Annotated in this window: 13 protein-coding genes and 5 pseudogenes; 10 read left to right on the top strand and 8 right to left on the bottom strand. The window is 71.3% G+C overall.

Annotated features, from left to right (window positions below):
• The 3 genes from ACIQKA_RS06810 to ACIQKA_RS06800 all read left to right on the top strand — a co-directional run.
• Positions 1-286 (top strand): transposase (locus tag ACIQKA_RS06810; RefSeq protein ID WP_402540229.1); only part of this gene is annotated, 286 nt, incomplete at its 5' end.
• Between the two features lie 366 nt (positions 287-652).
• On the top strand, positions 653-2320 hold the full coding sequence (locus ACIQKA_RS06805; RefSeq protein WP_402540227.1) for a glycosyltransferase family 4 protein: 1668 nt from the start codon (positions 653-655) through the stop codon (positions 2318-2320).
• On the top strand, positions 2317-2763 hold the full coding sequence (locus tag ACIQKA_RS06800) for a hypothetical protein (RefSeq protein WP_402540226.1): 447 nt from the start codon (positions 2317-2319) through the stop codon (positions 2761-2763). Before ACIQKA_RS06805 ends, ACIQKA_RS06800 begins: the two co-directional genes overlap by 4 nt.
• A gap of 388 nt (positions 2764-3151) precedes the next feature.
• Here ACIQKA_RS06800 and ACIQKA_RS06795 read toward each other — a convergent pair whose 3' ends face one another.
• The 3 genes and pseudogenes from ACIQKA_RS06795 to ACIQKA_RS06785 all read right to left on the bottom strand — a co-directional run bounded on the left by ACIQKA_RS06795 (position 3152) and on the right by ACIQKA_RS06785 (position 7267).
• The gene (locus ACIQKA_RS06795; protein ID WP_402540225.1) at positions 3152-5020 is read right to left on the bottom strand and encodes a hypothetical protein; all 1869 of its coding nucleotides are present in this window, start codon (positions 5018-5020) and stop codon (positions 3152-3154) included.
• 201 nt (positions 5021-5221) lie between these two features.
• Positions 5222-5971, bottom strand: a pseudogene (locus ACIQKA_RS06790) (transposase family protein); the annotation flags it as partial.
• Positions 5972-6676: 705 nt separating this feature from the next.
• Positions 6677-7267 (bottom strand): DinB family protein, encoded by a 591-nt coding sequence (locus tag ACIQKA_RS06785; RefSeq protein WP_383448652.1) that lies wholly within the window; start codon positions 7265-7267, stop codon positions 6677-6679.
• A gap of 243 nt (positions 7268-7510) precedes the next feature.
• On the opposite strand from ACIQKA_RS06785, the pseudogene ACIQKA_RS06780 reads away from it, so the two are divergent.
• The 3 genes and pseudogenes from ACIQKA_RS06780 to ACIQKA_RS06770 form a co-directional block, all read left to right on the top strand.
• Positions 7511-8028, top strand: a pseudogene (locus ACIQKA_RS06780) (transposase family protein); the annotation flags it as partial.
• Between the two features lie 116 nt (positions 8029-8144).
• Complete coding sequence (locus tag ACIQKA_RS06775; RefSeq protein ID WP_391096565.1) at positions 8145-8345, top strand: hypothetical protein; 201 nt, start codon at positions 8145-8147, stop codon at positions 8343-8345.
• Between the two features lie 546 nt (positions 8346-8891).
• Complete coding sequence (locus tag ACIQKA_RS06770; RefSeq protein ID WP_402540222.1) at positions 8892-10955, top strand: carbohydrate binding domain-containing protein; 2064 nt, start codon at positions 8892-8894, stop codon at positions 10953-10955.
• A 262-nt stretch (positions 10956-11217) separates the two neighbouring features.
• On the opposite strand, the pseudogene ACIQKA_RS06765 reads toward ACIQKA_RS06770, so the two are convergent.
• Positions 11218-11334, bottom strand: a pseudogene (locus ACIQKA_RS06765) (IS5/IS1182 family transposase); the annotation flags it as partial.
• A 475-nt stretch (positions 11335-11809) separates the two neighbouring features.
• Between ACIQKA_RS06765 and ACIQKA_RS06760 the strand changes: the two are divergent.
• The 4 genes from ACIQKA_RS06760 (at position 11810) to ACIQKA_RS06745 (ending at position 17063) form a co-directional block, all read left to right on the top strand.
• On the top strand, positions 11810-12748 hold the full coding sequence (locus ACIQKA_RS06760) for a PfkB family carbohydrate kinase (protein WP_391096563.1): 939 nt from the start codon (positions 11810-11812) through the stop codon (positions 12746-12748).
• On the top strand, positions 12745-14241 hold the full coding sequence (locus ACIQKA_RS06755; RefSeq protein WP_402540221.1) for a GMC family oxidoreductase: 1497 nt from the start codon (positions 12745-12747) through the stop codon (positions 14239-14241). Before ACIQKA_RS06760 ends, ACIQKA_RS06755 begins: the two co-directional genes overlap by 4 nt.
• The gene (locus tag ACIQKA_RS06750) at positions 14238-14783 is read left to right on the top strand and encodes an aldo/keto reductase (RefSeq protein WP_402540219.1); all 546 of its coding nucleotides are present in this window, start codon (positions 14238-14240) and stop codon (positions 14781-14783) included. Before ACIQKA_RS06755 ends, ACIQKA_RS06750 begins: the two co-directional genes overlap by 4 nt.
• A gap of 219 nt (positions 14784-15002) precedes the next feature.
• A complete protein-coding gene (locus ACIQKA_RS06745; RefSeq protein WP_402540218.1) occupies positions 15003-17063 on the top strand; it encodes a radical SAM protein in 2061 nt (686 codons plus the stop codon).
• 88 nt (positions 17064-17151) lie between these two features.
• On the opposite strand, the pseudogene ACIQKA_RS06740 reads toward ACIQKA_RS06745, so the two are convergent.
• The 4 genes and pseudogenes from ACIQKA_RS06740 to ACIQKA_RS06725 all read right to left on the bottom strand — a co-directional run.
• Positions 17152-20196, bottom strand: a pseudogene (locus ACIQKA_RS06740) (alpha-amylase family glycosyl hydrolase); the annotation flags it as partial.
• 143 nt (positions 20197-20339) lie between these two features.
• Positions 20340-23399, bottom strand: a pseudogene (locus ACIQKA_RS06735) (alpha-amylase family glycosyl hydrolase); the annotation flags it as partial.
• Positions 23400-23534: 135 nt separating this feature from the next.
• Positions 23535-24527, bottom strand: a complete 993-nt coding sequence (rfbB, locus tag ACIQKA_RS06730; protein ID WP_383152932.1) for a dTDP-glucose 4,6-dehydratase — start codon at positions 24525-24527, stop codon at positions 23535-23537.
• Positions 24524-25591: a glucose-1-phosphate thymidylyltransferase gene (locus tag ACIQKA_RS06725; protein WP_383152934.1), complete on the bottom strand. Its 1068-nt coding sequence runs from the start codon at positions 25589-25591 to the stop codon at positions 24524-24526. Before ACIQKA_RS06725 ends, rfbB begins: the two co-directional genes overlap by 4 nt.
• Between the last annotated feature and the right edge of the window lie 5 nt (positions 25592-25596).

Here is a 25596-nt window from a genome sequence, read left to right as displayed (position 1 = left end):
GGGCGACAAGGGCTACAGCTCGAAGGCGATCCGCGCCTGGCTCCGCCGCAAGGGCATCACCCACACGATTCCTGAACGGGCCGACCAGGTCCGCAACCGGGGACGGCGAGGCAGCCGCGGAGGCCGACCGCCGGCCTTCGACCGCGAGACCTACAAGCGGCGCAACGTCGTCGAACGTTGCTTCAACCGCCTGAAGCAGTGGCGTGGCATCGCCACCCGCTACGACAAGACCGCCCAGTCCTACGAAGCAGCCGTCACCCTCGCATCACTCCTGATGTGGGCGTGACATTTGACGACAGAACCTAGCGGCCGTCGCGTTTCCGGCAACAGGACTTGCGGGCCGGTTTCACTCGTCCGTACGGAGGGATTCACCGGCGGAACCCCGCCGCATGCCCTTTTCCTTCTCATCGCCGCAGCAGGGACCCGGCCCGAAAGCAGGGTCTGGAGCGGTCGGGGGATGTGACAGTCCCGGTCCTGCGCCCGCGCACCCGACTTTCGCAGCTCTCGCACAGTTGCGCGCCAGCGCACTCCGCTGCATACGCGTGCGCCCCGAGTGCGCCGCATACCACCGGGCGTCGTGGTGAACCTCGACGCGGGTGGGCGCACCACGGCGTTTTCTCGGGGCACTGCTGTTCGGGGCCGGGGCACACTGATGCCCAAGTTGATCTTCATGCCGGAGACGGCCGACCGATGCCAGAGGCGTGGGCAGGGCTGCTCCGGTGTCCTCGGAAGGTTCTGCCTTCATGCCTCTGGCCGGGACCTCCCCGACCTGGACGGCTGTCCACCGCCTGCAGCGCCCGTCCCCGCTGCAGCAGGCGCCGAGGGCGCGAAAGAGGCGTGTCGTTGGCAGCGCACTTTTATACGGAGGAGCTTCGTGCAGCAGGACAGGCCGGCGGGCAACTCATTGCGGCGTACTGCCGCGATGCCGGCCGCGCGGCGGTTGTCGGTCGTGGCGCGGGTGTACGGGTATCCGCCGGACCACAACGCCGGGTCGGAGTGGATGCTGCACTCGATGCTGCGGCCGCTGGCCGAGCGCGGGCACCGGGTGGAGGTGTGGCTGTCGCATCCGGGCAAGAGTCATGAGCCTTACGAGATCGACGGTGTGCACGTGGTGCCGTTCCAGGCCGGGATCGACTTCGTCTCCCGCGCCCGCCGTGCGGACGTCCTGGTCTCCCACTACGAGAACGTGCCCCTGGTCGCCGGCATCGCGCAGGACCGTTCCATCCCGGTGGCGGTGATCTGTCACGACAACTTCGCCGGCAGCTTCCACAACGCCGCCGGCGCCGACCTGATGGTCTACAACAGCCAGTGGATCCGCCGTGACGGCGAGATCTTCTACGCCCGCTACCCGGCCGAGTTCCTGCCCAAGCGCAGCATCGTGGTGCGCCCGCCGGTCATCGCCCACGAGTACCGCACCCGGCCAGGCGACTGCGTGACGCTGGTCAATCTGAACAGCGACAAGGGCGGGGAGCTGTTCTGGCGGATTGCCGCCTGGTCCCCGGAGTGGCGCTTTCGCGGCGTCAAAGGCGCGTACGGGGAGCAGGTGATGCCGCCGCCCAGGCTGTCGAACTGCGAGGTCGTCGACTCCGTCCCCGGACACCGGATGCGCGAGCACGTCTACGCCCACGCCCGGGTGATCCTCATGCCGAGCCTGTACGAATCATGGGGCCGGGTCGCGGTGGAAGCATTCGCCTCCGGTATCCCCGTCATCGCCCACCCCACCCCCGGCCTGATCGAAGCACTCGGGGAGGCCGGGATCTTCGCCTACCGCGACGACCCCACCGCCTGGATCGACGCCTTGCGTTCCCTGCACGATCCCGAGGTCTGGGCCCTCGCCTCGAAGCGGGCCCGGGCCCGCTCGGAGGAACTCAGCGCCGTCAGTGACATCGACCTGTGGTGCCGGGCCGTCGAAGCGCTCCCGCCCGCGCGGACACCGCGAAGCCCGCGCCGGCGCACCGTCGCCGACCTCGCGGAAGCCGCCCTCGCGGGCGCCCGCACGCTGCGGGACAGCACAGCCGCCCCACCCCTTGCCCGTCTGCCTGCCCTGCGGCGGATGAGAAAGGCGCTCGAGGACCGCGCCGGGGTGCTGTATGCCGGTGCCGGGCTGCCGCGCACCGGCGCCGAACCAGACCCGGTCCGGGCGGAGACGGATCGGCCGCTCGCAGGGGCCGGGGCGGCCCGGCTCATGGACCCGGACCACTGCGACAAGGGCCTGCACAAGACCGGCCCTGCCCATAACGGTGCTGGTCACACCACGGCGGCTCCCAGACACCCCCGGACCGATCCGGTCGTTCTCCAGCGGAAGGACGCTGCGTCATGACCACTCCCCCATCGGGCTACCACCGCGTCGAACGATTCAAAGCCACCGGGAAGGTCCAGAACTTCCGTGTACCGGACGGTGTGTCCTCCCTCGACGCCCGCATCTGGGGCAGTGGAGGCGGTGGGGACCTGGGCGGGCGAGGCGGATTCACCTCCGGGGTGGTGACGGTGACACCGGGCGAGACACTGAAGGTCGTGGTGGGAAGCCTGACCTTCGGCGGCGGAGCCAAGAAGGGCGGAGGGCTGAGCGGGCTGTACCGCAACGGCCCTTCGAACATCCCCGCACCCAGCCTTCATCAGGCGCAGGGCCCCGGCCCGAGAGCCAGTGACCGCCTCGTGCTCTGCCCCGGCGGCGCACCGGAGCGCCGGGCCGAAACCTTCGGCCTGCCCGGTCTGATCCGCGATACCGCCCGCGAACGCTCCCGTGGAGCCGTTCGCACGTAGGCGGCGGCTCTCAGCAGCGCCGCAGGTAGTCATCTCGCAGGGCAATGCCGCATACAGGCGTCCGGGGTGGCGCGGTCCCACCCGCCCAAGGGCGAATGCGTGCAAGCAGGTGCCGACGTGTCGGCCCCGCCACCTGGTCGGCGTGCCCACCGGTTGTGGGGCACGGGGTTTTCTCGCCCCGGTGCCGTCGCGGCTCTCGCGCCCGTGCCTCGGCGCAGTACCTGCGGGTGGGCACGTGGCCGATAGGGTTGCCGCCGTCCGGAGGGCCGGGCCCTGGAACCGTGTCTCCGGTGCTTTCGGGTCACCGCGGCATACCCGATGGTGCAGTGCACGGCTGGGAGATGTCTGGTTCAGGGCGCATCTGTGGCCGGCGGGGAAGCCAGGAGGGTCACTCTGCTGCGATTTCCAGGCTGGTGGAGGCCGATTCGATGCCGCCCACGCGAATGGTGAGACGAGCGGATCCGGCTGCCGCGGCGGTGGTGGCTGTGACGGCGGTCCATACGACGGCGACCGGGTGCTGCTGTGAGAGGCCGAGGTCGACGTTTCGGCAGGTCAGAGTCTGTGCGTCGTCGGAGATTTCCGCGTCGTACTTCTGCTCTGTCCCCCACGCTGGGGAGCTCACGGTGATCTCGTGCCGGGTTCCGCGCTCGGGCTGGAAGGCCAGGCCGGCTGTCGGGGGGAGGGTCATGGTGATGGTCTGCTGGGGAACTGGTCCGTCTGCGCGGACCTCGACGCCCGGGTAGCGGGTGCCGCCCTGGACGATCTCCACCGGCGGTCCTCCGGGCGTCACGGAGAACCGGTGTCCCCCGACGGCTGTGGCGCTCAGCCGGACACCGGGGCGGCGGCCCACCAGCAGATGTCCGTCGTGGTAGGTGCCGGGCTCCACCGTGTCGACCGCCTTGACCGGGATGGTGTAGATCAGTGGACCCTTGTCCCAGGAGCGGGTGTTGAGATGGAGGGCGCTGGTGACGGCCAGGACACGGCGGTCGGCCTCGAACCAGCTGCCCAGGCTCCCGTGGCGCGCGTTGTCTGCGTTGTAGGCGTAGGTGGGCCACTGGGCGAAGATGAAGCCGGTGGGTGCGGTGAACCTCTGCACAATGTTGCCGGCGTCGACGGCCCACCCCGTGCGGCCGGCGGTGATCTCCAAGGTGAGCTCGGCGATCTCGCCGAGATGGGCCTGCGGGATCTTCACCTGGCGGATCGACAGGGTCCGCTCCGGGGCGGCCGCGATCTTCCGTACCCGGCCGTCGTTGCCCCCGCAGGCGATGTACAGGTTGCCGTGCGCGTCCAGCGCCAGCGCCCGGGGATCGCCCACCTGGGCCTTTGTCGCCTGTCCGCCGTCCCCGCTGTGCGCTCTGGTGCCCGTGCCCGCGACTGTCGTGATGAGGCCCTCCGCGTCCACCTTCCGTACTCGCTCGCCGTTCCATTCGGCGATGTACAGGCTCGCGTCGACATCCCACGCAAGCGCGTTGGGACCGCGCAGAGTGGCGTCGAGGGCTGGTTTGCCTTCGCCGGTTTCGCTTCCGCCGCCGGCGAACGTCGTGATGATGCCGTTCGTGTCGACCTTCCGTACCCGGTTGTTGCCGTAGTCGGCGATGTAGAGGTTGTCCCTCTCGTCCACGCACAGGCCTTCGGGCTCCTTGAGCCTGGCGGAGGTCGCACACTCCGTGTCACCGGCGAAGCCTCCCTCGTCCGTCCGGCCGGCAACCGTGGTGATGCGGCCGTCATCGGGCGGCACTTTCCGTACCCGGTGCCTGCCCTTTTCCGCGATGTACAGGTTCCCCTTGGAGTCGCAGACCAGGCCCTTGGGCTCATTCAGGTCGTCGACCACTGTGGTGATCCTGCCCTCGGGGCCGACCTTGCGCACACGGGAGCCCTCGGCGATGTACAGGTTTCCCTCGGCGTCGAGCGCCAGTGCCCGGGGACTGCTGAGCTGGGCGGCCGTGGCGAGTTTGCCGTCGCCTGCGGAACCGTTCGTCCCGTTCCCGGCCCACGGGGACATCTCGCCGTCCGGAGTCACCTTCCGAACCTGGTGGTCGTTGGTCGCGCAGACGAAGAGGGTGCCGTCACCGGCGCTCACCATCCCCAGCGGATGGTTGAACCTGGCCTCAACCGTGGCTCCGCCGCTGCTCTCCGACGCGGTGACGGTCACCGTAGTGATCACGCCCTCTGCAGCCGCTGCCGCATGCTGGGCGTTCGGCGAGCTCGAGATTGTCACTGGCATGTCCATCTCAGTGAAATCGATACTCCGAGTCACGACTGAAGCTCCTGTCCCGGTTGCGCAGCGCGTGGCCGCGGAAGGTCCCGCACGGCCACGCCGGTTCGAAAGCGGCAGGAAAACGCCACTTCATCGAAGGAAAGAGAGGCCGGGGACGGAAAAGGGCTGACGCATCCATCCACCAGCATCGTCCTTCAGGACTTCACACTCCGCATCCGTAGAGAGCGCACCTGGAGCTCGTCATGTTGATGATCGAACGACGCCGGTTCGCCGACTCCAGGCGTGGGGCCGGGCCGCAGAAAGCGCGAAGGCGCCTGTCTCCGGTCCATCGACGAGGAACAGAGGGCGGGAAAGACAGCGGGCTTCGGCTGCCGTCTGGCGAGAAGTACTGATCTCGTATGGCGCAACAGGACACGGGTGGCTCCCGGTCCGTTTCCCAAGGGGCCGCGAGCCCTGGGCCTGGTAGCGAGGAGCGCGGTGATGACGAAGGGTTGACCGGCCCCGCCCGGCTCGCACCCGCCCGGGTCGGCAGGCCCTGTGACCGGGCTCCATGAGGTCCGGGCCCGAGTGCCGGCGCACTTGAGCGCGATGGTGGGCGGGGACGGGACGGTTGACTTCGAGGTTCGCCAGGGCGAGCAGAGCGCGCAGGAGGCGGGTGCCGCGGGCGGGGTCGGTGCGGAGCCTGGTGAGGATCCGCCAGTTCTTGAGGTGGGCGAAGCCGTGCTCGACCGGTGCGCGTCCGACGGCAAGGACGCGGTTGGCTCCCTTCCGGCCGGGGGCGAGCTCGTGGGTGCGGGTGGCGATGCGACCGGTGGCGATCACGGGGACGAGGATGTCGTTGTCCAGGCCGCGGAAGCCGAGGTCGACCAACGCCCCGAGGCCGGCCGCACGCAGGTGGGCCAGGGCATGGTCGTGGCGGGCGGCGGTCTTGTCACGGGTGCGGCCGGGCCGGGCGGCGGACATCCGGATCAGACGGCCGTGCTCGTCGGTCGGGGTGAGAAAGCGCGGGCCGTGGCAGCGGTACCTGCCGGAGTGATTCCGCCGGTCAGCCTTGCCGGTGCGGCGCCGGGTTCGGGTTCGACTCCTCGGACGCGCGCCCGTGGTCCCGGGCGCGAACCACCCTCCCGCGAAGGGCCGGCATCACACCGCCCGAATTCGCCACCCACACGTTCCCGCAGACCCGGCCACGATGCCGGGGCATGCCACGAACGCTGACGGACGATCTTCTCCGCGGACTCCTGCCCACGACCGGCACGAGTACCCCGGAAGCTGGTCACACCAGCCCCTTGACCTGCGATTCAAGGTTGGCGGAAGCTCCGTGAGCGACACTCTCGGTCGGCTGATGGGAGTGAGGGTCGCCTCAGCCGACACCGGCGACCGCGCCGCCGCACAGGGTTCTCCTCGCCCGGGGTCACCGCCGCGCACCGCCTGCTGGCACTGGGCCGGGCCGACGGCTGCACCGGCAGCCTCGTCGAGTCCGGCCTGGCCGTCCTCGCACTGTTCCTCACCTTCGTCAGGCACGATGACGACATGTGCGGCTTCGTCGTGCCGCCCAAGCGCTGGATCGGGTACCGGAGGCGGTGGTCCCCCGGTCGATGACGCAGCTCATGACGCGCCGCCCGGCCCGGCCACGCTCTTCGCGAGGGTGAACCGGCCCGGCGCCGGCACCCTCAAGCCCACGAAGGCGACAGCCACTTACGCTGTTCTCTCGGCCGGACCCTGCCAGGGCTGGAACCATGGGTCGGGCCACTGTTCGGCGGCGGCCAGCAGCGGGAACAGGGTGGCGCCGTCGATGGTCTCGCGGATGATGTCGGCGTGACCGCCATGTCGGGAGGTTTCCTCGATGAGGTGCAGCAGCACCCAGCGAACGGACCAGTTCTTCACGTCGGCGGGGAACCAGGGCAGTCCTTGGGGGACGGGTACGGCCTGGCCGAGATCGACGATTTCGGCGACCACAGCGTCCGTTTCCCGGGCCGCGGCCTCGTACTGGTCCAGTACATCGGCGAGCGTCTCATCCGCGGTGAGGACGAATTCGGCGGAGTCGCCCTCGTCCGCCGTCCGCTGTCGGCCGCGCCGCCGCTGGAGGATGAGGTCGGTCCAGCCGGCCTCGCACCGTGCGGCGTGTTTGATGAGGCCGCCGATGCTCAGTTCACTGGCGGTGGGCGTCATCCTCGCCTGGTTGTCCGACAGTCCGTGGGTGGTGGCGCGCAGCGTTTGGCGCTGCTGGGCGAGGTAGGCGAGCAGACCTTCGCGCTCGTCGGCGATCGGCGGTACGTGTGCGGGCATGGGGTGACCCTCCCTTCTGAAAAGAAGGTCGGTCAACCCTTCCGTGAAAGGAATTTCAAAATTTTTCGCAAGACCAGGGCAAGCCGCCGCCCTTGCGTCCCGTGCCCTGCATCACCAGGCCGGCGTCCCGCAAGGAGCGGGTCCGCATGACGGCTTCTGCCAGCGAGCCGAGCATGGGCGGTCCGGGTCAAGCACGCCGCACGGCGTGAGAACTTCTGGACCGGCGTAACGAGCTGATGCGTGATGGGGGTGGAAGGGCGACCGGGCGAGGGTGGGACGATCCAGCCCGTGGTGGTCATCGCCCACCGGCGCATCCTCGCGCATCAGCTGTTCACGGGGGCCCCCGGCAGCATCCGGCTCGTCTGGTGGAGGAGTTGGCCGAAACGTGGCAGGCCGTGGTCGAGGGCCACCGTCACACGGCACGCGGCGGGGCCGGGAGACGTGAGGCAGGGGCCGGTGCCCGGCATCGGCTGGTGTTCGTCGACCGACTGGTCGTCACGCTGATCCACCTGCGGCACGATCTCCCGCACTCCGTCCTCGCCCTGCTGGCCGGCGTCGACCGCTCCGCCGTCACCCGCGCGATCGGAGGGATACGCGGGATCCTGGCCGAACGTGGATGCGCGGTCCCCGACCGTCCGGGCCTGCGACTGCGGACCCTGGCGGATGTGTTCGCCCACGCCCGGGCCGAGAACGTCGAGCTGCGTCCGGACGCCACCGAGGTCCAGGTCCGCCGCCCCTCGGCCGGCCGCGGCGGTCGAAGACCACTGTGCCCCTGCGGGAAGCCTGTTTCCCCACCCGCCGGTCATGTCGCTCCAGCGTCGACAGCCAGTGCCCCCAGCAGGGCGACGTCCCCTGGTCGCGGGCCGAGGGGGTACCGATGACACGCGCGCACCGGGGTCGCGCGATCCGGCGCCAGCCTGTCCTGGCCGCCTGCCGCGGCGTGGACGTCCTCACCGTGGACGACATGCCCATCGACGCCTTCCACTGGTGGGCCCACCTCTTGGGCCAGGTCGCCCGGCGTGTGCCGAAGGAATCACCCGGGTCCCATGACGCCCCTCCGCGCGAGGCCCTCTCCTGACCGCGAGCCGGTGCATCGCCCGCACAGGAGACACGTCCGGTGCCGACGGCGGTCGTGCTCCATCCGCTCTCAGGCGCGCCGGCCACCCTCAACAGGGTTCTCCGGCCGACAGCTTCGACGCCCCACGCCCCGCAAGGCTCCGGCTCCCACGCTGGGTGACTCTCGCCAGAGCCGCGGAAGCCGAGAGCGGAAGCCGTGAGCGGAAGCCGAGAGCGGAAGCCGAGAGCGGAAGCCGAGAGCGGAAGCCGAGAGCGGAAGCCGAGAGCGGACTGCTGCGATGTGAAGCCGGACCCTTGGAAGCGATGTGGGGCTCACCCCGGCCCTTGTGTACGCACCGCCGCCCGCCCCTGAGGCCCGTACGGTCGGCGGCAGAGTCCCCGATCCCGCGCCGGCGAGCCAGTCGGTCGTGTTCGAGGTCTTGACCCGATACCGCCTACGCCCTAACTTTCAGGCACTTGCTGAAAGTTACAGCAATGTTTTGCCGAACGTGGGCCTCGTAACCTCCGCGACTCGTATCCCCACCCCCACCCCTTCGGGAGCCGCCGCATGAGCTCGACCGCACCTGCGCCAAGACGAATCTCCGCCGCCCTGGCGGGCGCCGGCCTGATCCTCGGTCTGACCACCGCTCTCACCGCTTCCGCACAGCCGGCGGTGGCCGCACCGACCGCCAACGGCGACAAGAAGGTCACCGCCGTCCTGTTCGAGTGGAACTTCGACTCGATCGCCCGCGAGTGCACGCGCACCCTCGGCCCCAAGGGCTACGGATACGTGCAAGTCTCCCCGCCGCAGGAACGCGTCCAGGGCAGCGCCTGGTGGACCGCCTACCAGCCGGTCAGCTACAAGATCCAGGGGCCGCTCGGCGACCGCACCGCCTTCAAGAACATGGTCGACACCTGCCACGGCGCCGGGGTCAAGGTCGTCGTCGACGCCGTGCTCAACCACATGACGTCCGGCTCGGGCACCGGCACCGCCGGCACCCGGTACGGCAAGTACGACTACCCCGGCACCTACGCGGACGCCGACTTCAACAGCTGCCGCCGCCCCATCGGCAGCAACTACTCCGACCGCTACAACGTCCAGCAATGCGAGCTCGGCGAGACCGGACACCCCTCCCTCTCCGACCTCGACACCAGCAGCGACTACGTCCGTGGCAGGATCGCCGGATACCTCAACGACCTCACCTCCCTGGGCGTCGACGGCTTCCGCATGGACGCCGTCAAGCACATACCCGCCATCGACCTCGCCGCCATCCGCGGCAAGCTCACCGACCAGAACGTCCACTGGATGCAGGAGGCCATCCACGGGGCGGGCGAGGCCGTCTCGCCCAGCGAGTACCAGGCCACCGGCGACGTCCAGGAGTTCCGCTACACCACCGACCTCAAGCGGACCCTGACCGCCGAGAAGCTGTCCTACCTCAAGAACTTCGGCGAGGCCTGGGGCTACATGCCCTCCGGCACGAGCGGCACCATGGTCGCCAACCACGACACCGAGCGCAACGGCTCCGGCCTGAGCTACCGCGACGGCGCCGACTACACGCTCGCCCACGTCTTCATGCTCGCCCACCCCTACGGGGCTCCGTCCGTCCACTCCGGCTACGAGTTCGCCCATCGGGACGCCGGCGCCCCCAACGGGGGTGATGTCCGCACCTGTTACAGCGATGGCTGGAGCTGCCAGCACGCCTGGCGCCAGATCGCCAACATGGTGGCCTTCCGCAACGTGTCCGAAGGCACCGGCCTCACCAACTGGTGGGACAACGGCAACAACGCCATCGCCTTCGGCCGCGGCGACAAGGCGTTCGTCGCCGTCAACCACGAGGGAGGATCCCTTACCCAGACCTTCCGGACCGGCCTGCCGGCCGGCACCTACTGCGATGTCCAGCACGGCGACCCGACCACGAGCGGTGGCTGCACCGGCACCACGTACACCGTCGGTACGGACGGCGAGTTCACCGCCACCATCGGCAGCGACGACGCCGTCGCCCTCCACATCGGCGCGAAAGCCCCGGACAGGCCGGGCGACAACACGGCCACCGTCTACTACAGCACCGACAAGAACTGGTCCGCCCACAACATCCACTACGCCCCCACCGGCGGCACCTGGACCACAGCCCCCGGCGTCGCGATGGAGGCCGCCTGCGCCGGCTGGGTGAAGAAGACCGTCACCCTCGGCTCCGCCACCGGCCTCAAGGCCGCCTTCAACAACGGCGCCGGCACGTGGGACAGCGACAACGGCACCGACTACGCCCTCGGCACCGGCGACGTCACGGTCAGGAACGGCACCGCCGGCACGGGCAATCCCTGTGACGTCCAGCAGACCGGGACGGACGCCTCCTTCGCGGTCAACGCCACCACCGTGCCCGGCCAGAACATCTACGTCATCGGCGACCACACCGCCCTCGGCAGCTGGGCGCCCGCCGCGGCCCTCAAACTCGACGCCACCGCCTACCCGGTGTGGAAGCTCGACGTGAAGCTGCCCGCCGGCACGTCCTTCACGTACAAGTACATCCGCAAGGACCCCTCCGGCAACGTCACCTGGGAGAGCGGCGCCGACCGCACCGCCACCGTCCCCGCCGACGGCAGGATCACGCTGAACGACACCTGGCGCAACTGACCCCCTCGCGCGTGGGCGGGTACCTGCCGACGCCGGTACCCGCCCACGGCTCCTGGGACGACACCGCCCGCGACAGCGCTCGCGGGCGGTGTCGCCTCGTCCTTGGCCCATGAGCACCGGTATGGTTTCAGGCCGCCCACCGAGGCCGTGGCGAGGCACCGGGCGCACTCGGTGTTCGTCTCCGCATCGAGGGCGAGCCCCCGGTCCCCATAAGGCGTCATCACCGTGTCGACGGAGCACGGGGACGTCGGTTGCGTGGATGGCGCTCGTAGCGGTGGTTGAGCCGGTGGCAGCCGATCGACCAGGACATGGTCCGCTCGATGAGTCGTCTGCGGCGGCCGAGCCGTTCTGATGACTCGATGCCTTTGCCGGCACTACGGACCCCGGCGCGTTCGCCGCGGAGCCACTCGATGTACGGCAGCCGAGGTGAGCAGTAGAGCCCCGCCGGAACCTGCCGCAAGGACGGCACAGCCGAGGGGGCGCTCCATGCCGGGAATCGCCCCGCCCGTCGGCGATGAGCGCACGACGCCGACCGCCCGCCTCGCCCATCAACGGCGCGCTGCACGTCACCGCCTACGGCCCGGCCGGGGAACAGGCCCGCATGACGCCCTTCGTGAGCGAGTTGAGCAGCACGGGACTGCTCAAGCCCGCCGTGCGGCGCGAGACCTTCCGGGCCCGCCTCGCCCTGCACAGGCCGCACCGGCGGAGGCGGAAGCCACGCGCGTTCCATGAACGCCTCCGGACGCAAGACCATCCTGCAACTTTCCGCAATATCTTGCAGACCGTGATCGCCGACTGCTTGACTCATCTGCGATCCGCGGTAGCCGAAGCACCTGCACGCGAGAGGAACAGCCATGAGCAGCGACTACGACGTCCTCGTCCTGGGAGGGTCGGGCGTCGACACGATCGTGTACGTCCCGGAGCTCCCCCTTCCGTACGCCGACAGCTACATGATCCGACCCGGCATCGAGACCCGGGCGGGCCAGACCGGGGACTTCGTGGCGCTCGGCCTCAGCGCCCTGGGGCTGCGCACCCACCACGTCGACATGATCGGCGACGACCCGTCGGGCGATCTCATCCGCGCGTTCCACCGCGACAGGGGCATCGACTTCACCGAGGTCCCGCTGCCCGGTGGTACGAAGCGGGCCGTCAACCTCGTCAGCCCGGACGGCCGCAGGCTGTCGCTGTACGACGACAGCCGCTCGCAGGAGTGCGACCGCCTTCCCGAGGACCTGGTCCGGAAGCTGGCCTTGACAAGCCGCCACGCACACGTCTCCATCACCTATCCGTGCGCCTTCGCCCTGCCCCTCCTGCGCGAGGCCGGGCTCACCGTCTCCACGGACCTGCACAACTGGGACGGCGAGAACCCATACCACGAGGTCTTCGCCTACGGTGCCGACATCGTCTTCGTCTCCACCACCGCCCTGCCCGATCCGGAACGGACCATGCGCCGGATCCTGGAGCGGGGCCGGGCCGAGGTCGTCGTCGCCACCGCGGGGGCCGAGGGCTCCTATCTGCTCACCGCCGACGACGGCCCCGTCCACATCCCCGCCGTCTCCCCGCGCGAACCGGTGGTGGACTCCAACGGCGCGGGCGACGCCTACGCCTCCGGCTTCCTCTTCGCCCACCTCGCGGGGGAGGACCCGCGACGGTGCGCCCTCCACGGCGCCGTCGCGGGGGCCTACGCCTGCACCGTGCCGGCCACCGCGAGCGGCGCCATCGGCCGCGCCGCCCTGGTCGACGAGGTCGCCGAGCTCACCGGCTCCCGGTCCACCGCGAAGGACGCCGAGTGACCGCCGGCTCCTACGACGTCGTCGTCCTGGGCGGAGGCGTGGCCGGCTGTGTCCTGGCCTCCCGGCTGAGCGAGGACGCCGACCGCTCCGTCTGCCTCGTCGAGGCGGGGCCGGACTACGGACCGGACCCGAACGGTTGGCCGGCCAGGACGCTCGACTCCCGCGTGCTCCCCCGCGAGGACGTGTGGGAGCGGAATGTGCCGGTCCATCGGTTTCGAGGCCGCGTGATCGGCGGCTCGTCCTGCGTCAACGGCTGCTGGAACACCTGGGGCTCGGCCGCCGACCACGTCGAGTGGGAACGTTCGGGCGGGCGCCGCTGGGGCTTCGCGGCCATGGAGCCGTACCGCACCGCGGCCGTACGGCGGATGGGTCTGCGCGAGGTGCCCGACCGCGAACTGTCCCCGTGGAGCCGGGCTGCCCTGGAAGCGGCCAGGGAACTCGGTCACCACGAGGTCGACATGAGCCGGCCCGGCCCGCCCGGTCACGGCCTCCCCCTGATCAACTCCGCGGACGGCCGGCGCTGGAACGCCGCGCTGGCCTATCTCGACGCGGACACCCGCCGGCGTCCGAACCTCACGGTGCTCGGGGACACCGTCGCGGACCGGCTGGTCCTGCGCGGCGGCCGGGTGGAGGGAGTCGTCGTACGCGCCGACGGCGTGCCGCGCACCCTCCGCGCGGGGCTGTACGTGGTGACCTCCGGGACCTTCGGTTCCCCTTCGCTGCTGATGCGCAGCGGCGTAGGCCCGGCCGACCGGCTGCGGGACATCGGCATCGCCCCGGCGATCGACCTGCCCGGCGTGGGGGCGAACCTGAGCGACCAGCCCGGCGTCTTCCTGCCGCTCGTGCCGACCCCGGAGCTGGACGCGGCCCTGGCGGAGAAGGAGCGCGCCGGTGAGCTGTACGTCAACCGTGTGCTCGTCCGCGCGGCGAGCGAACACGCCCCGGCGAACGGCTGGGACCTGCACATCCTTCCCTCCGCGGGGCCGCCGCTCTTCGGCTCCCTCCCCCCGGGCCGGTACGAGGCGGGGGTGTCGGCCTTCCTCGTGAAGCCCGTCTCCCGGGGCAGGGTGTGGCTGCGGTCCGCCGACCCGGACGAGTCGCCCGCGATCGATCCGGCGTTCCTGTCGGATCCGGACGGGCGCGACGTGGCCGCGCTCCGGTCGGGGCTCGCGACCGCCCGCCGGTTCGCCGAGTCCGCGGCCATGAAGGGGCTCGCCACGCTGCCGGAGGGCCTGCCCGCACACGAGCTGCCCGAGGCGGAGCTGCGTACCCGCCTGGGCACGTACTGGCATCCGGTGGGGACGTGCGCGACGGGACCCGCCGCCGATCCGTCCGCCGTGGTCGACGGTGAGGGCCGGGTGCACGGTGCGGCGAACCTGCGGGTGGCGGACGCGTCCGTGCTGCCGACCGTTCCCGCCGCCAACACGCAGCTGCCCGTCCTGGCCGTCGCCGAGATGCTGGCGGCCGCCGTGGCCGCCGCACCCGGCCCATGAACCACGACACCGGGATCACCGCCTTCGACCACGCCGACATCTACCGGTACGGCACGTCCGGGGCCGTCTTCGGCGAGGTGCTGTCCCGAGCCCCGGGGCCGAGCGCCCGGATCACCCTCCAGACGAAGGCCGGCATCCGGCTCCCGGAGGAGGGCGGACCGGGCCTGTGCGACCTGCGCGGCCCGAGCGTGCTGCGCCGGGTCGGGGAGAGCCTCGCCCGGCCGCGGACCGACGCGGTCGACGTCCTGCTGCTGCGCCGGCCCGCCCCGCCGGCCGGCCCGGAGGAACTCGCGGAGGCGCTCACGTCCCCGCACCGGCAGGGGCTGGTGCGCCGTTCCGGTGTGTCCGACACGCACGCCGCCCAGATCGCCCGCCTCCGGTCCTTCCTCGACGTGCCCCTGACCGTCGACCAGCTGGAGATGAGCCCTCACCCGCAGGAACTGGGTGGAGGAGGGGGCGCTGTGGTGGCTCCAGCGTCACCCGGCCGGGATCGTGCCGGTGGTCGGGGCGTCCCGGCCGGAGCGGATCCGCGCCTGCCGTGACGCGGTGGGGCGGCCGCCCGGTGTCGGCCACGAGGAGTGGTACGCGCTGTGGACGGCCGCCCGGGGCACCCCGCGCTCCCCTGAACCGTCCGCACCGGACCCCCTCGTCGCCCCATCCCCCCGCCCCTCCTTCCCCCGCCCGGCGCCGCTCCGGCGCCGGGCCCTTCCCCGCGCGTCCGGCCCTTTCCGGCGCGCCTGCTCCTCGGACGGAGAGACACCGTGATTCCCACCGCCGCGACCGTGGCGAATACCTTCGAGTCGGCCCGGTTCTACATCACGTTCCGCTGCAACTCCCTCTGCGGTTACTGCAACGTCTGGCAGGACGACAAGTTCAAGGGCTACGAGGAACTCACCCTCGAACAGGGCCGCCGGATCCTGGACGAGCTGCACGCCCTCGGCGTCCGCTACGTCGACTTCACCGGCGGGGAGCCCGTGCTCCACCCGCACATCGACGGCATCGTCCAGTACGCGAAGTCCCTCGGCATGACCGTCGAGATCACCAGCAACGGCATTCGGTTCGCCAAGCACATCGACTCGATCGTGCCGCACGTCGACACCATGAACGTGTCCCTGGACACGCTGCGGCCCGAACGCTACCGGGCGATCCGGGGCGTGCCGACGCTCGACCGGGCCCTGGACGTGATCCGGGGGATCATCGCCTCCGGTGCGGGGAACCTGAAACTGATCTGCGTGGTCACGCGCGAGAACGTGGACGAGGTGCCCGACCTGCTGCGTTTCGCCCAGGAGAACCGGGTGACCGTCTACTTCTCGACCGTGTTCGAGTACTTCGACGCGCAGGACACCGTCCGCGACGTGCGCAGGACGGCCCGGAAGCTGAAGCTCGTGGAGCAGAACGGCGAGCCGGTGGCGGGCTCCTGCGGGCCGGCCCGCGCCGAGGCGCCGGGACCGGACGACGGCTCCCTTCCCGATCTGCTGCTCGGTCTGCTGTACGCGCCGTTCTCGCTGATCAACCTGCACTTCCGCAAGTACGTGGAGACGCAGGACCCGAGCGCTCCGACGCAGTGCTACGCCAATAAGCGGATCCTGACGGTCGGTCCCGACGGGCGGCTCGTCCTGCCCTGCTACCACGCCTTCGACAACTCGGTGGTGTGGGACCGGGACCTCGCGGAGCTGGTGCGGGACGAGGAGTTCCAGCGGGTCAGGGACGAGGAGGTCGGCTTCCGTCCGGAGTGCCGGGGGTGCACCGTCTTCCCCTATGTCGGGCTCTCCTTCAGCTACCGCTTCGACAAGGTCTTCCTCTACCAGGCGCTGTCCGAGGAGATCGCCAAGATCAAGGGACGGTTCGCGGACCCGCTGTACCCCCGGATCACGGTCGCGCCCGAACCGCTCCTGAGCGCGTTCGCCGAGCTCGAGCAGTTCATCGACGCACAACTGCCCGTACCGCGAGCTCCCCTGGCCGAACACCACCTCTACCGCTTCGACGTCACGCCGACCGGGCTGCGTACGGACCTCGTCGCCGGCACGAGCAGCGTCGAGGAGGTCCTCGCCGACCACGTGCGGGAGCAGTGCTGGGACGTACAGCGCTCGCCCCACACCTGGATCCGGCTGGTCTACCGCGAGCTCGTGCCGCTGCTGCGCGGACTCGGGGAGCGGGACGCGGCGTCCCGGAGGTCGTACGAAGAGATCGCGGCAGGGCTCCACGCCGTGCAGCTCGCCTGGTGGCGGTCCTACCTCGGCCGGTACTTCCGGGGCGGTGAGGCCCTCGACACCCGGGAGGCCGACGGTGTGGTCGCCCGGTTCCTGTCCCGGGCCGCGGAGCTGCTGCCCGACGCTCCCGACGCACCCGAGTCCGTGCGCGTCCGGCAGATCCTGCTCCACGCCGGCTGCGTCCTCGGCTTCCCGGCGGCCACGCTCGTCCCCTTCTCCTCCCCCGGTCCCTTCGCCGAGGCGGCGCTGCTCACCAAGCACCTCCTGCTGACCGCACCCGACCAGGAGCTCGCCGGGTACGCGACGCTGCTCCCGGCCGAAGCCGCCGGACCGCTCCTCGGAGTACCGACGGGGCCGCCCGGGCCCCCGGCCCGCGCGCTCGACCGGCTCCTGGACAACGCGCCGGCTGCCGACGCGCCGTCGGTCGCCGCGCTGATCGATGCGGTACGCGCCCTGCGCGCGGAGGTGCCGGACGAGGAGCTGGCCGGGCTGCTCCTCGCCCGCGAACTGCGGGAACCGGCGCTGATACGGCGCCGCGGCGAGGCGCTGCGCCGTGCCGGAGTCCGGTCCGGAACCCCGTACGCAGCCCCGTACGCGCTGCCGCGAGGCTAAGGACGCCGGACGCGTGAACGCGTGGTGCCCCGGACTTCCGTCCGGGGCACCACGCGTTCAGCTCGTCTCAGCGCGGGTCCGTACCGCTCACCGTCGTGGCGGCGAGGAGGGCACCTCCGGTGTTCCGCTGGGTGGCGACGAGCTGCCCGCGCAGCGCGTCCCCGATCCGATCGCGGTCGCGCGGATCGACGGTGAAGGCCTGACGGTCCGCCAGTTCTGGTCGGGCCGCCCGCTGTTCCCCGGTGAGGGCGGTGGGGAGGAGCCGCAGCCAGCGCCCCTCGTCGGTGAGGGCCCCGTCCTCGACCGCGATGCTTCCCGGGGCGCCGTAGACGAGTTGCTGGCTGGTGGAGTCGGTGGCCCTGACGTCCCAGACGAGGGTGGTGGCGTCGAGCCAGGTCGCCTTGGAACGGGAGAGGTCGAGGTCAGGCGTGGTGCGGATGCCGGGCAGCAGGTAGCCGGTGTCGCCGCCGACGAGCCACACCTCCTTGCCGTGGGAGCCGAACTCGAGCGCGCGGTCGCCGGGGACGTCCTTCTCGTCGCCCCGGTGGACGATGTAGCTGAGCGAGGTGGCCCCTTCGGCCAGCGGCACCTCGAAGACCGCGCCGAAGGCGTCGCTGCGGACCGGGGCCAGTGGCCGTGACCAGTCGGTGGGAGCGGCGGCGCCGGTCCAGGTGTGCAGCCCCCAGCCCGTGTAGTCGTCGTCCGGACGGTAGTAGTGGACGACGGCCTTCCGCTCGTCCTGCGGCGGGTAGACCCCGGCCGGAACGGTCTCGGACTGCCCGGTGGCCCCCGCCTCGATCCAGACCTCTCCGGTGCGCCGCAGCTCCACGGTGCGCGGGGGCCCGTCCGTCGTGCCGTCCTTCTCGACGGTGTAGGAGACGCTGCCGGTGGCGGCGGTGACCTTGACCCAGGCGAACGCGCCGAAGGCGTCCCGGCCGGTGAACTCCGCGGTGGTGCCGCCGGTCGCGAGCTTCCAGCCGGTGTAGTCGCCGTCGGGGCGCCGGTAGTGGACGACGGCGTAGTCGCGTTCGAAGGCGCTGGGGCGGGTGGGCGCGGCGGGTTCGCCCGCGGCGGAGGCGGCCCGGCTGCTCGCGATGCGTCCGCGGTCGTCGACGACGACCGCCTTGTAGCGCAGCGGGGTGCCCCGGGGGGTGGCGCCGGGCAGGTTCTGGGTGACCTTGTACGGGGCGTGGTCGGCTGAGCCGAGGACCTGCCAGGGTCCGTCGCCGACCTGGGCGGCGAAGACGACGCGGCTCAGTTCTCCGCCCCGGACGTCGGCGGTGAGTTCGACGGTGCCGGTGGCTCCGGCGGCCGGGGCCTTGAGGGTCACGGCCGGTGCGGAGCGGGAGGTGTCCAGGGGGCGGCCGGCCCTGAGGACGACCGAGGACAGGGCCGGGACGGTGAGCGTGACCTCGCGGTCGGCGTCGCTGCGGACCGTCGTGGTGTGTCCGTGCAGCGGGGTGAAGGAGGTGCGGGACGTCCCGGTGCGGAAGGTGACGGTCCGTGGGGCGGTGGCGTTGTTGACCGCGACCAGGTACTCGGTCCGTCGCTTCGGGTCGATCCTGGAGGTGGCGTGGACTCCCGCGCCACCCGCGTCCGCGTACCGCTCGATCTGCACGCCGTCGCGCAGGGCGGGGTGCTGCTTGGTCAGACGGGAGAGGGCGGCGATGGAGCGGTAGAGCGGGTGGGTGGGGTCGTACGCGTCGGTGGCGTGGGTGCGGTCGGTGCCGAGCTGGTCGTCGTCGAGGTACTCGGGGACCCGCGAGGCGAAGAGGGTCTGGCGGGCGTCCTTGTCGCCGCCGGCGCCGGTGAAGCCCTGCTCGTCGCCGGCGTAGACGACCGGGTTGCCGCGGGAGAGGAAGAGGATCTCGTTGGCGAGGCGGGCCCGTGCGAGGAGTTCCCGGTCATCGGCGCCGGGGTTGTCCTTGCGCAGGAATCCACCGATGCGGCCCATGTCGTGGTTGCCGAGGAAGGTGACCTGCTCGTAGGCGTTGGCCTTGTCGGTGGTGTACCGGTAGTCCCGGGCGAAGACGTCCGCGAGGGAGGAGGCCGGGCGTCCGATCGACGCGACGTCGCGGACGGCCTGCTGGAGGGGGAAGTCGAGGGTGGAGTCGAGCCGGCCCCGGGTGACGTAGGGGGCGGTCACGGCGGGATCGGAGGAGAGGACCTCGCCGAAGATGAAGAAGTCCTCCTGTCCCTGACGGGCGGCGTAGGCGTCCAGGGCGGTGGCCCACTGTGTCCAGAACTCCATGTCGACGTTCTTGACGGTGTCGACGCGGAAGCCGTCGATGCCGAAATCCTCGACCCAGCGCTGGTAGATGTCGGCGAGCCCGCGCACGACCTCGGGGCGTTCGGTCCACAGGTCGTCGAGGCCGGTGTGGTCGCCGTAGAGGCCGCTCTCGCCGACGAAGGTCGAGTCGCCCCGGTGGTGGTACATCGTGGGGTCGTTGAGCCAGGCCGGCTTCTTGGCGTTCCGCTCCGCCGGAGGGACGACGGGTGTGTACGGGAGGCTGTCGGCGTCCACCGGGGCGGCGGTGGCCGTGTCGTCGAAGGGACGCCCGGTGCTGTCCAGGTAGGGGTAGGCGCCCTTGCTCCGGTAGGCGTACCGGTTCTCGCCGGAGCGGATGACGTCGGCGGTGTGGTTGGTGATGACGTCGAAGAAGACCTTCATGCCCTTGGCGTGGGCGGCGGCGATCAGCTTCTTCAGGTCGGCGTTGGTGCCGAAGTGGGGGTCGACCCGGGTGAAGTCGGTGATCCAGTAGCCGTGGTAGCCGGCGGAGGCGTCCTTGCCGACGCCCTGGACGGGCTTGTTCCTGAAGATCGGCGCCATCCAGATGGCGGTGGTGCCGAGGCCCTTGATGTAGTCGAGCCGCTGGGTCAGGCCCTTGAGGTCGCCGCCCTGGTAGAAGCCCTTGTCGGTGGGGTCGAAGCCGGTCTCCAGGCGGCTGCCGGTGAGGCCGCCCCGGTCGTTGGAGGTGTCGCCGTTGGCGAACCGGTCGGGCAGCACGAAGTAGAACTGCTCGCGCGTGAGGTCGTGCCGGGCGGGCTGTGCGGCGAGTGCACGGTCCGAAGGCGGCGGCGGGGTCCGGTGGCCGGCCGCCGCCGGGGCGTGGGCGGCGACGGCCGTCGCCATCAGCGCGACCGCGGTGGCGATGGCGAGGCGCGCTCCGGGGCGTGCGGTGCGGCGTGCAGGGGTTCGATGTGCTGTCTGCGTAGGGGTGTGTGGCTCGTGCACGTCTGGGTCCCTTCCAGATGGGCGGTTCAGTGGGCGGGCCGCTGGACGCCGGTCGCGCCCAGGAGTGCGCCGTCGGCCGCACGCTGGGTGGCGATGAGCTGTCCTTGTCGTGCCTCGGCGGCTCGGTCGAGGTCGCGGGGGTCGAGGGCGAAGGCCGACCAGTCCTCGTACCGGGGATGGCGTGCTCGCCGTTCGGCGGAGAGGGTGGTGGGGGTGAGACGCAGCCACCGGCCCTCGTGGGAGAGGGCCCCGTCGGTGAGCGCGATGCCCCCGGGGGCGTAGACGAGTTGCTGACTGGCGACCCCGGTGCCGGTACCGCGCCAGACGACGGTGGTGTCGTCGAGCCAGATGGCGTCGCTGCGGCTCAGGTCGAGCGGGAAGGCGCCGCCGAGGGAGGGTGACAGGTAGGCGGGGTCTCCGGCGATGCGCCAGACCTCCCGGCCGTGGAGGCGGAAGTCGAGGGCCTCGTCGGTGGCGACGTCCTTCTCCTCCTTCTTGTGGAGGATGTAGCTCAGGGAGCGGGCTCTCTCGCTGAGGGGGACCTCGAAGACGAGGCCGAAGGCGTCACGGCGCACGGGCCGGATCGGGTCGTTCCATTCGGGCGGGTGGGCGGCTCCGGTCCAGGCGTGGAGCCCCCACCCGCCGTAGTCGCCGTCGGGCCGGTGGTAGTGGATGACGGCCTTGGCCGGATCATGGGGGGTCTGGACGGCGGGGCGGGTGGCGTCGACCAGGGCGGAGCCCTGTCGGGTCCAGACCTCACCGGCGGCGGTGACGTCGAGGACGCGTTCGGGGCCGTCGGGGACGCCGTCCTTCTCCACGGTGAAGGAGAGGCTCGCCGTTCCCTCGGGCGGGGTCACCCAGGCGAAGGCGCCGTACGCGTCGCGGCCGGCGAACTCGGCGGTGCCGGACGTGGTGCGCAGCCGCAGGCCGTCGTGGTCGCCGTCGGGGCGCCGGTGGTGCACGACGACGTACCGGCGTTCGGCCTTCGGCCTTGCCGGGGGCGGGTTCTCGCCGCTCGTGGTGGTGCCGAGGGCGGCGGCGGTGCGCCACGAGCCGTCCACGGCGACGGCCTTGTAGCGCAGCGGGGTGCCCGCGGTGACGTCGCCCGGCAGGTTCTGAGTGATCTTGTACGGGGCGTGGTCGGCGGAGCCGAGGACCTGCCAGGGTCCGTCGCCGACCTGGGCGGCGAAGACCACACGGGTGAGGGGGTCTCCGGAGACGGTCGCGCCGATCTCCACGGTGCCGCGTGCTCCGGCCGGGGGGACGGAGAGGGTGAGGGACGGTGCGGTGGCGTCGCGGGGCAGCGGGGTGCGGGCCTTGAGGACGACGGCCGACAGGGCGGGCACGGTGACGGTCACGGTGCCGGTGGGTCCGCTGCGCAGGGGCCGGTGGGTGCCGTACAGGGGGAGGAGGTCCTGGTGGGCGGCTCCGGTGGGGACTTCGGCGGTCCTGGGTTCCTCGGCGTTGTTGACGGCGACGAGGTACTCGGCGCGGTTGCGGGGGTCGACGCGAGAGAAGGCGTAGACGCCCTGGCCCCCGGCCACGTGGCGCTCGATCTGGACGCCGTCGCGCAGCGCGGGGTGGTGCTTGGTGAGACGGGAGAGCCGGGAGATCGCCCGGTGGAGGGGGTGGCCCGGCTCGAAGGCGTCGGTCGCGTGGGTGCGGTCGGTGCCGATGAGGTCGTCGTCGAGGTACTCGGGGACCCGCGAGGCGAAGAGGGTCTGCCGGGCGTCGGCATCGCCGCCGGCGCCGGTGAAGCCCTGCTCGTCGCCGGCGTAGACGACCGGGTTGCCGCGGGAGAGGAGGAGGAGTTCGTGGGCGAGCCGGTCGCGGCGGAGCAGTTCGGCGTCGGTGGCGCCCGGGTTGTCCTGGCTGAGGAAGGTGCCGATCCTGCCCATGTCGTGGCTGCCGAGGAAGGTGACCTGCTCGTACGCGTTGGCCTTGTCGGTGGTGTAGCGGTGGTCCTGGGCGAGGACGTGTGCGAGGTCTCCGGCGGGTCCGCCGCGCGAGACGTAGTTGCGCAGGGCGGACTGGAGGGGGAAGTCGAGGGTGGAGTCGAGCCGGCCCCGGGTGACGTACGGGGCGGTGATCGTCGCGTCGGCGGAGAAGGCCTCGGCGAACATGAAGAAGTCCTCGCGTCCCCGCTCCTGGGCGTAGGCGTCGAGGGCGGTGGCCCACTGGGTCCAGAACTCCATGTCGACGTTCTTCGCGGTGTCGACGCGGAAGCCGTCGATGTCGAGGTCCTCGACCCACTTCTCGTAGATCCTCTTCATGCCCTCGACGACCTCGGGACGCTCCGTCCACAGGTCGTCGTGGCCGAAGAAGTCGCCGTTGAGGCCGCTCTCGCCGACGAAGATGGAGTCGCCCCGGTTGTGGTACATGGTGGGGTCGTTGAGCCAGCCAGGCACCTTGGTCGGGGCCGTGACGACGGGGGTGTACGGGAAGGAGTCGGCGTCGGTCCGGGGGGCCTCCGTGGTGTCGTCGAAGGGGCGACCGGTGCTGTCGAGGTAGGGGAAAGCGCCCTTCGGGCGGTACCCGTACTCCTTCTCGGCGTAGTCGACGGTGTCGGCGGTGTGGTTGGTGATGACGTCGAAGAAGACCTTCATGCCCTTGGCGTGGGCCGTGTCGACCAGTGCCCGCAGGTCCTCGTTGGTGCCGAAGTGCGGGTCGACCCTGGTGAAGTCGGTGATCCAGTAGCCGTGGTAGCCGGCCGTGACGTCCTTCGCGTCCCCCCTGTCCTGGACGGGGACGTTGGTGAAGACGGGGGCCATCCAGAGGGCGGTGGTGCCGAGGCCCTTGATGTAGTCGAGCCGCTCGGTGAGCCCCTTGAGGTCGCCGCCCTGGAAGAACTTCCTGTCGGTGGGGTCGAAGCCGGTCTCCAGGCGGCTGCCGGTGAGGCCGCCCCGGTCGTTGGAGGTGTCGCCGTTGGCGAACCGGTCGGGCAGCACGAAGTAGAACTGCTCGCGGGTCAGGTCGTGCCGGGCGGGCTGTGCGGCGAGCGCCCGGTCCGACGGGGGCGGCGCGGCCGTCGAGGGGGTCGTGGTCGCCGTGGACGGCGTGCCGGTGAGGGCCGTCGCCAGGAGGGCGGTCGCCAGGGTCATGGCGGAGCGCCGGAGAGGTCCGGTCACGGGTGTGCTGCTCCTCGGGAGCGTGGAGGGGCGGGTGCGGAAGGGGGCGGCCGGGTACGGCCGGGGATGCGAGAACGCGGGTGCGGCGCGAGGGGCCGCAGTCCGGGCTCAGGGGGAGGGAGTCCCCGCGACGAGGCTGCCGTCGGGCGTCCGCGGGTGCCGGTCCGCGTACCAGCGGACCGTGTCGGCGAGGGCCGTGGCGAAGTCGGCGCGCGGTACGTAGCCCAGTTCCCGGCGGATGCGGGTGTCGTCCACCGCGTACCGCTGGTCGTGGCCCTTGCGGTCCGTCACCCTGGCGATCCGGCCGGGCCCGGCGCCGCAGAGCGCGAGGAGGCGGCGGGTCAGGTCCAGGTTGGTGAGGGAGGTCCCGCCGCCGATGTTGTAGACCCGGCCGGGGCGGCCGCCGGTCCTGACCAGCTCGACGGCGGTGACGTGGTCCTCCACGTGGAGCCAGTCCCGGATCTGGGAGCCGTCGCCGTACAGGGGCACGTCCCCACCCGCCAGCAGTGCGGTCACGAAGCGCGGGATCAGCTTCTCGGGGTGCTGGCGCGGTCCGAAGTTGTTGGAGCAGCGGGTGACGCGGACGTCCAGGCCGTGGGTGGCGTGGTAGGCGAGTGCCATGAGGTCGGCGGCGGCCTTGGAGGCCGAGTAGGGCGAGGTGGGCAGGAGCGGTGCGTCCTCCGCCGCCGCGCCTTCGGCGATCGAGCCGTACACCTCGTCGGTGGAGATCTGGACGTAAGTCCGCACGCCGTGGCGGACGGCCGCGTCCAAGAGGGTCTGCGTCCCGAGGACGTTGGTGCGGACGAAGAGGGAGCCGTCCTCGATCGACCGGTCGACGTGGGACTCGGCCGCGAAGTGCACGATCTCGTCGTGGCCGGGGACGAGGGCGTCGACGAGCTCCGCGTCGGTGACGCTGCCGTGCACGAACCGGAAGCGCCGGTCGTCGCGCACCGGGTCCAGGTGGGCGGGGTCCGCCGCGTAGGTCAGCTCGTCGAGGACGGTCACGGAGACCTCCGGCGGCCCGGTGGGGCCGAGGAGGCGCAGGACGTGGGCCGAACCGATGAATCCTGCGCCGCCGGTGACGAGTAAGCGTCGGGTCATGGGTGGATCTGCACCTTGCTGTGGTCGCCGAGTACGAGGCGATGGGCGTGCGGGAACCGGGGGGCCGCCACGACGGCGTCGCGGCCGATGAAGGAGCGTTCGATGCGGCCGGCGCCGTCGACGGCGGCCCCGTCGAGAAGGACCGAGGTCTCGATCGAGCTGTCGTGGACGCGGCAGTTGGCACCGATCGAGGTGTAGGGGCCGATGACGGCGTTGCTGATGACGCTGCCGGGACCGATGACGACGGGGCCGGTGATCCGCGATCCCCTGACCACGGCGCCCTCCCCGAGGACGACTCGTCCCACGACGGCGCTGTCGGGGTCCACCTTTCCTTCGAGTCGCCCGCTCAGGCCGTCCAGGACGTGGCGGTTCACCTCCAGCATGTCGTCCACGCTGCCGGTGTCGCGCCACACGGAGGGGGTCGCTTCGGCGCGCACGTCCCGCCCGTCGTCGATGAGCCACTGGATCGCATGGGTGATCTCGAGTTCGCCCCTCGCGGAGGGGCGGATCGCTCGCACCGCGTCGTGCAGCGCGGGGCTGAAGGCGTAGACGCCGATGAGGGCGAGGTCACTGCGCGGGTGCGCGGGCTTCTCCTCCACCCGTGTCACGCGGCCGGTCGTCTCGACCTCCGCCACGCCGAAGGCGCTGGGGTCGGCGACGGAGGTGACGAGCAGCCGGGCCGCGGCGGGGTGCAGCGTCGCGCGGGCGACGAAGTCCCCGATGCCGTCCTGGAGGTAGTTGTCACCCAGGTAGACGAGGAAGTCGTCGTCGCCGAGGAAGTCTCGGGCGATGGACACCGCGTGGGCGAGGCCCAGCGGGCGGCTCTGGGCGATGTAGGTGATGTCGAGTCCGAAAGCGGATCCCTCGGCTCCCACGGCCCGTCGGATGTCGCCCGCGTAGTCGCCCACGACGAGGCCCACTTCGCTGATGCCGGCCGCCGCGACGGCCTCCAGGCCGTAGAAGAGCACCGGCTTGTTGGCGATCGGCAGGAGTTGTTTGGTCCCGGAGTGGGTGAAGGGGCGCAGTCGACTGCCGGTTCCACCGGCCAGGACCAGGGCTTTCACATCGG

Source organism: Streptomyces sp. NPDC092045, from assembly GCF_044756005.1.
GTDB lineage: Bacteria > Actinomycetota > Actinomycetes > Streptomycetales > Streptomycetaceae > Streptomyces.
This window is presented reverse-complemented; position numbering and strand designations above follow the sequence as displayed.

Bases quoted from the DNA above. Each gene is read 5' to 3' on its own strand.
- ACIQKA_RS06805 (WP_402540227.1), top strand. From the start codon at position 653: ATGCCCAAGTTGATCTTCATGCCGGAGACGGCCGACCGATGCCAGAGG.
- ACIQKA_RS06800 (WP_402540226.1), top strand. From the start codon at position 2,317: ATGACCACTCCCCCATCGGGCTACCACCGCGTCGAACGATTCAAAGCC.
- ACIQKA_RS06785 (WP_383448652.1), bottom strand. From the start codon at position 7,267: ATGCCCGCACACGTACCGCCGATCGCCGACGAGCGCGAAGGTCTGCTC.
- ACIQKA_RS06775 (WP_391096565.1), top strand. From the start codon at position 8,145: ATGACACGCGCGCACCGGGGTCGCGCGATCCGGCGCCAGCCTGTCCTG.
- ACIQKA_RS06770 (WP_402540222.1), top strand. From the start codon at position 8,892: ATGAGCTCGACCGCACCTGCGCCAAGACGAATCTCCGCCGCCCTGGCG.
- ACIQKA_RS06760 (WP_391096563.1), top strand. From the start codon at position 11,810: ATGAGCAGCGACTACGACGTCCTCGTCCTGGGAGGGTCGGGCGTCGAC.
- ACIQKA_RS06750 (WP_402540219.1), top strand. From the start codon at position 14,238: ATGAACCACGACACCGGGATCACCGCCTTCGACCACGCCGACATCTAC.
- rfbB (WP_383152932.1), bottom strand. From the start codon at position 24,527: ATGACCCGACGCTTACTCGTCACCGGCGGCGCAGGATTCATCGGTTCG.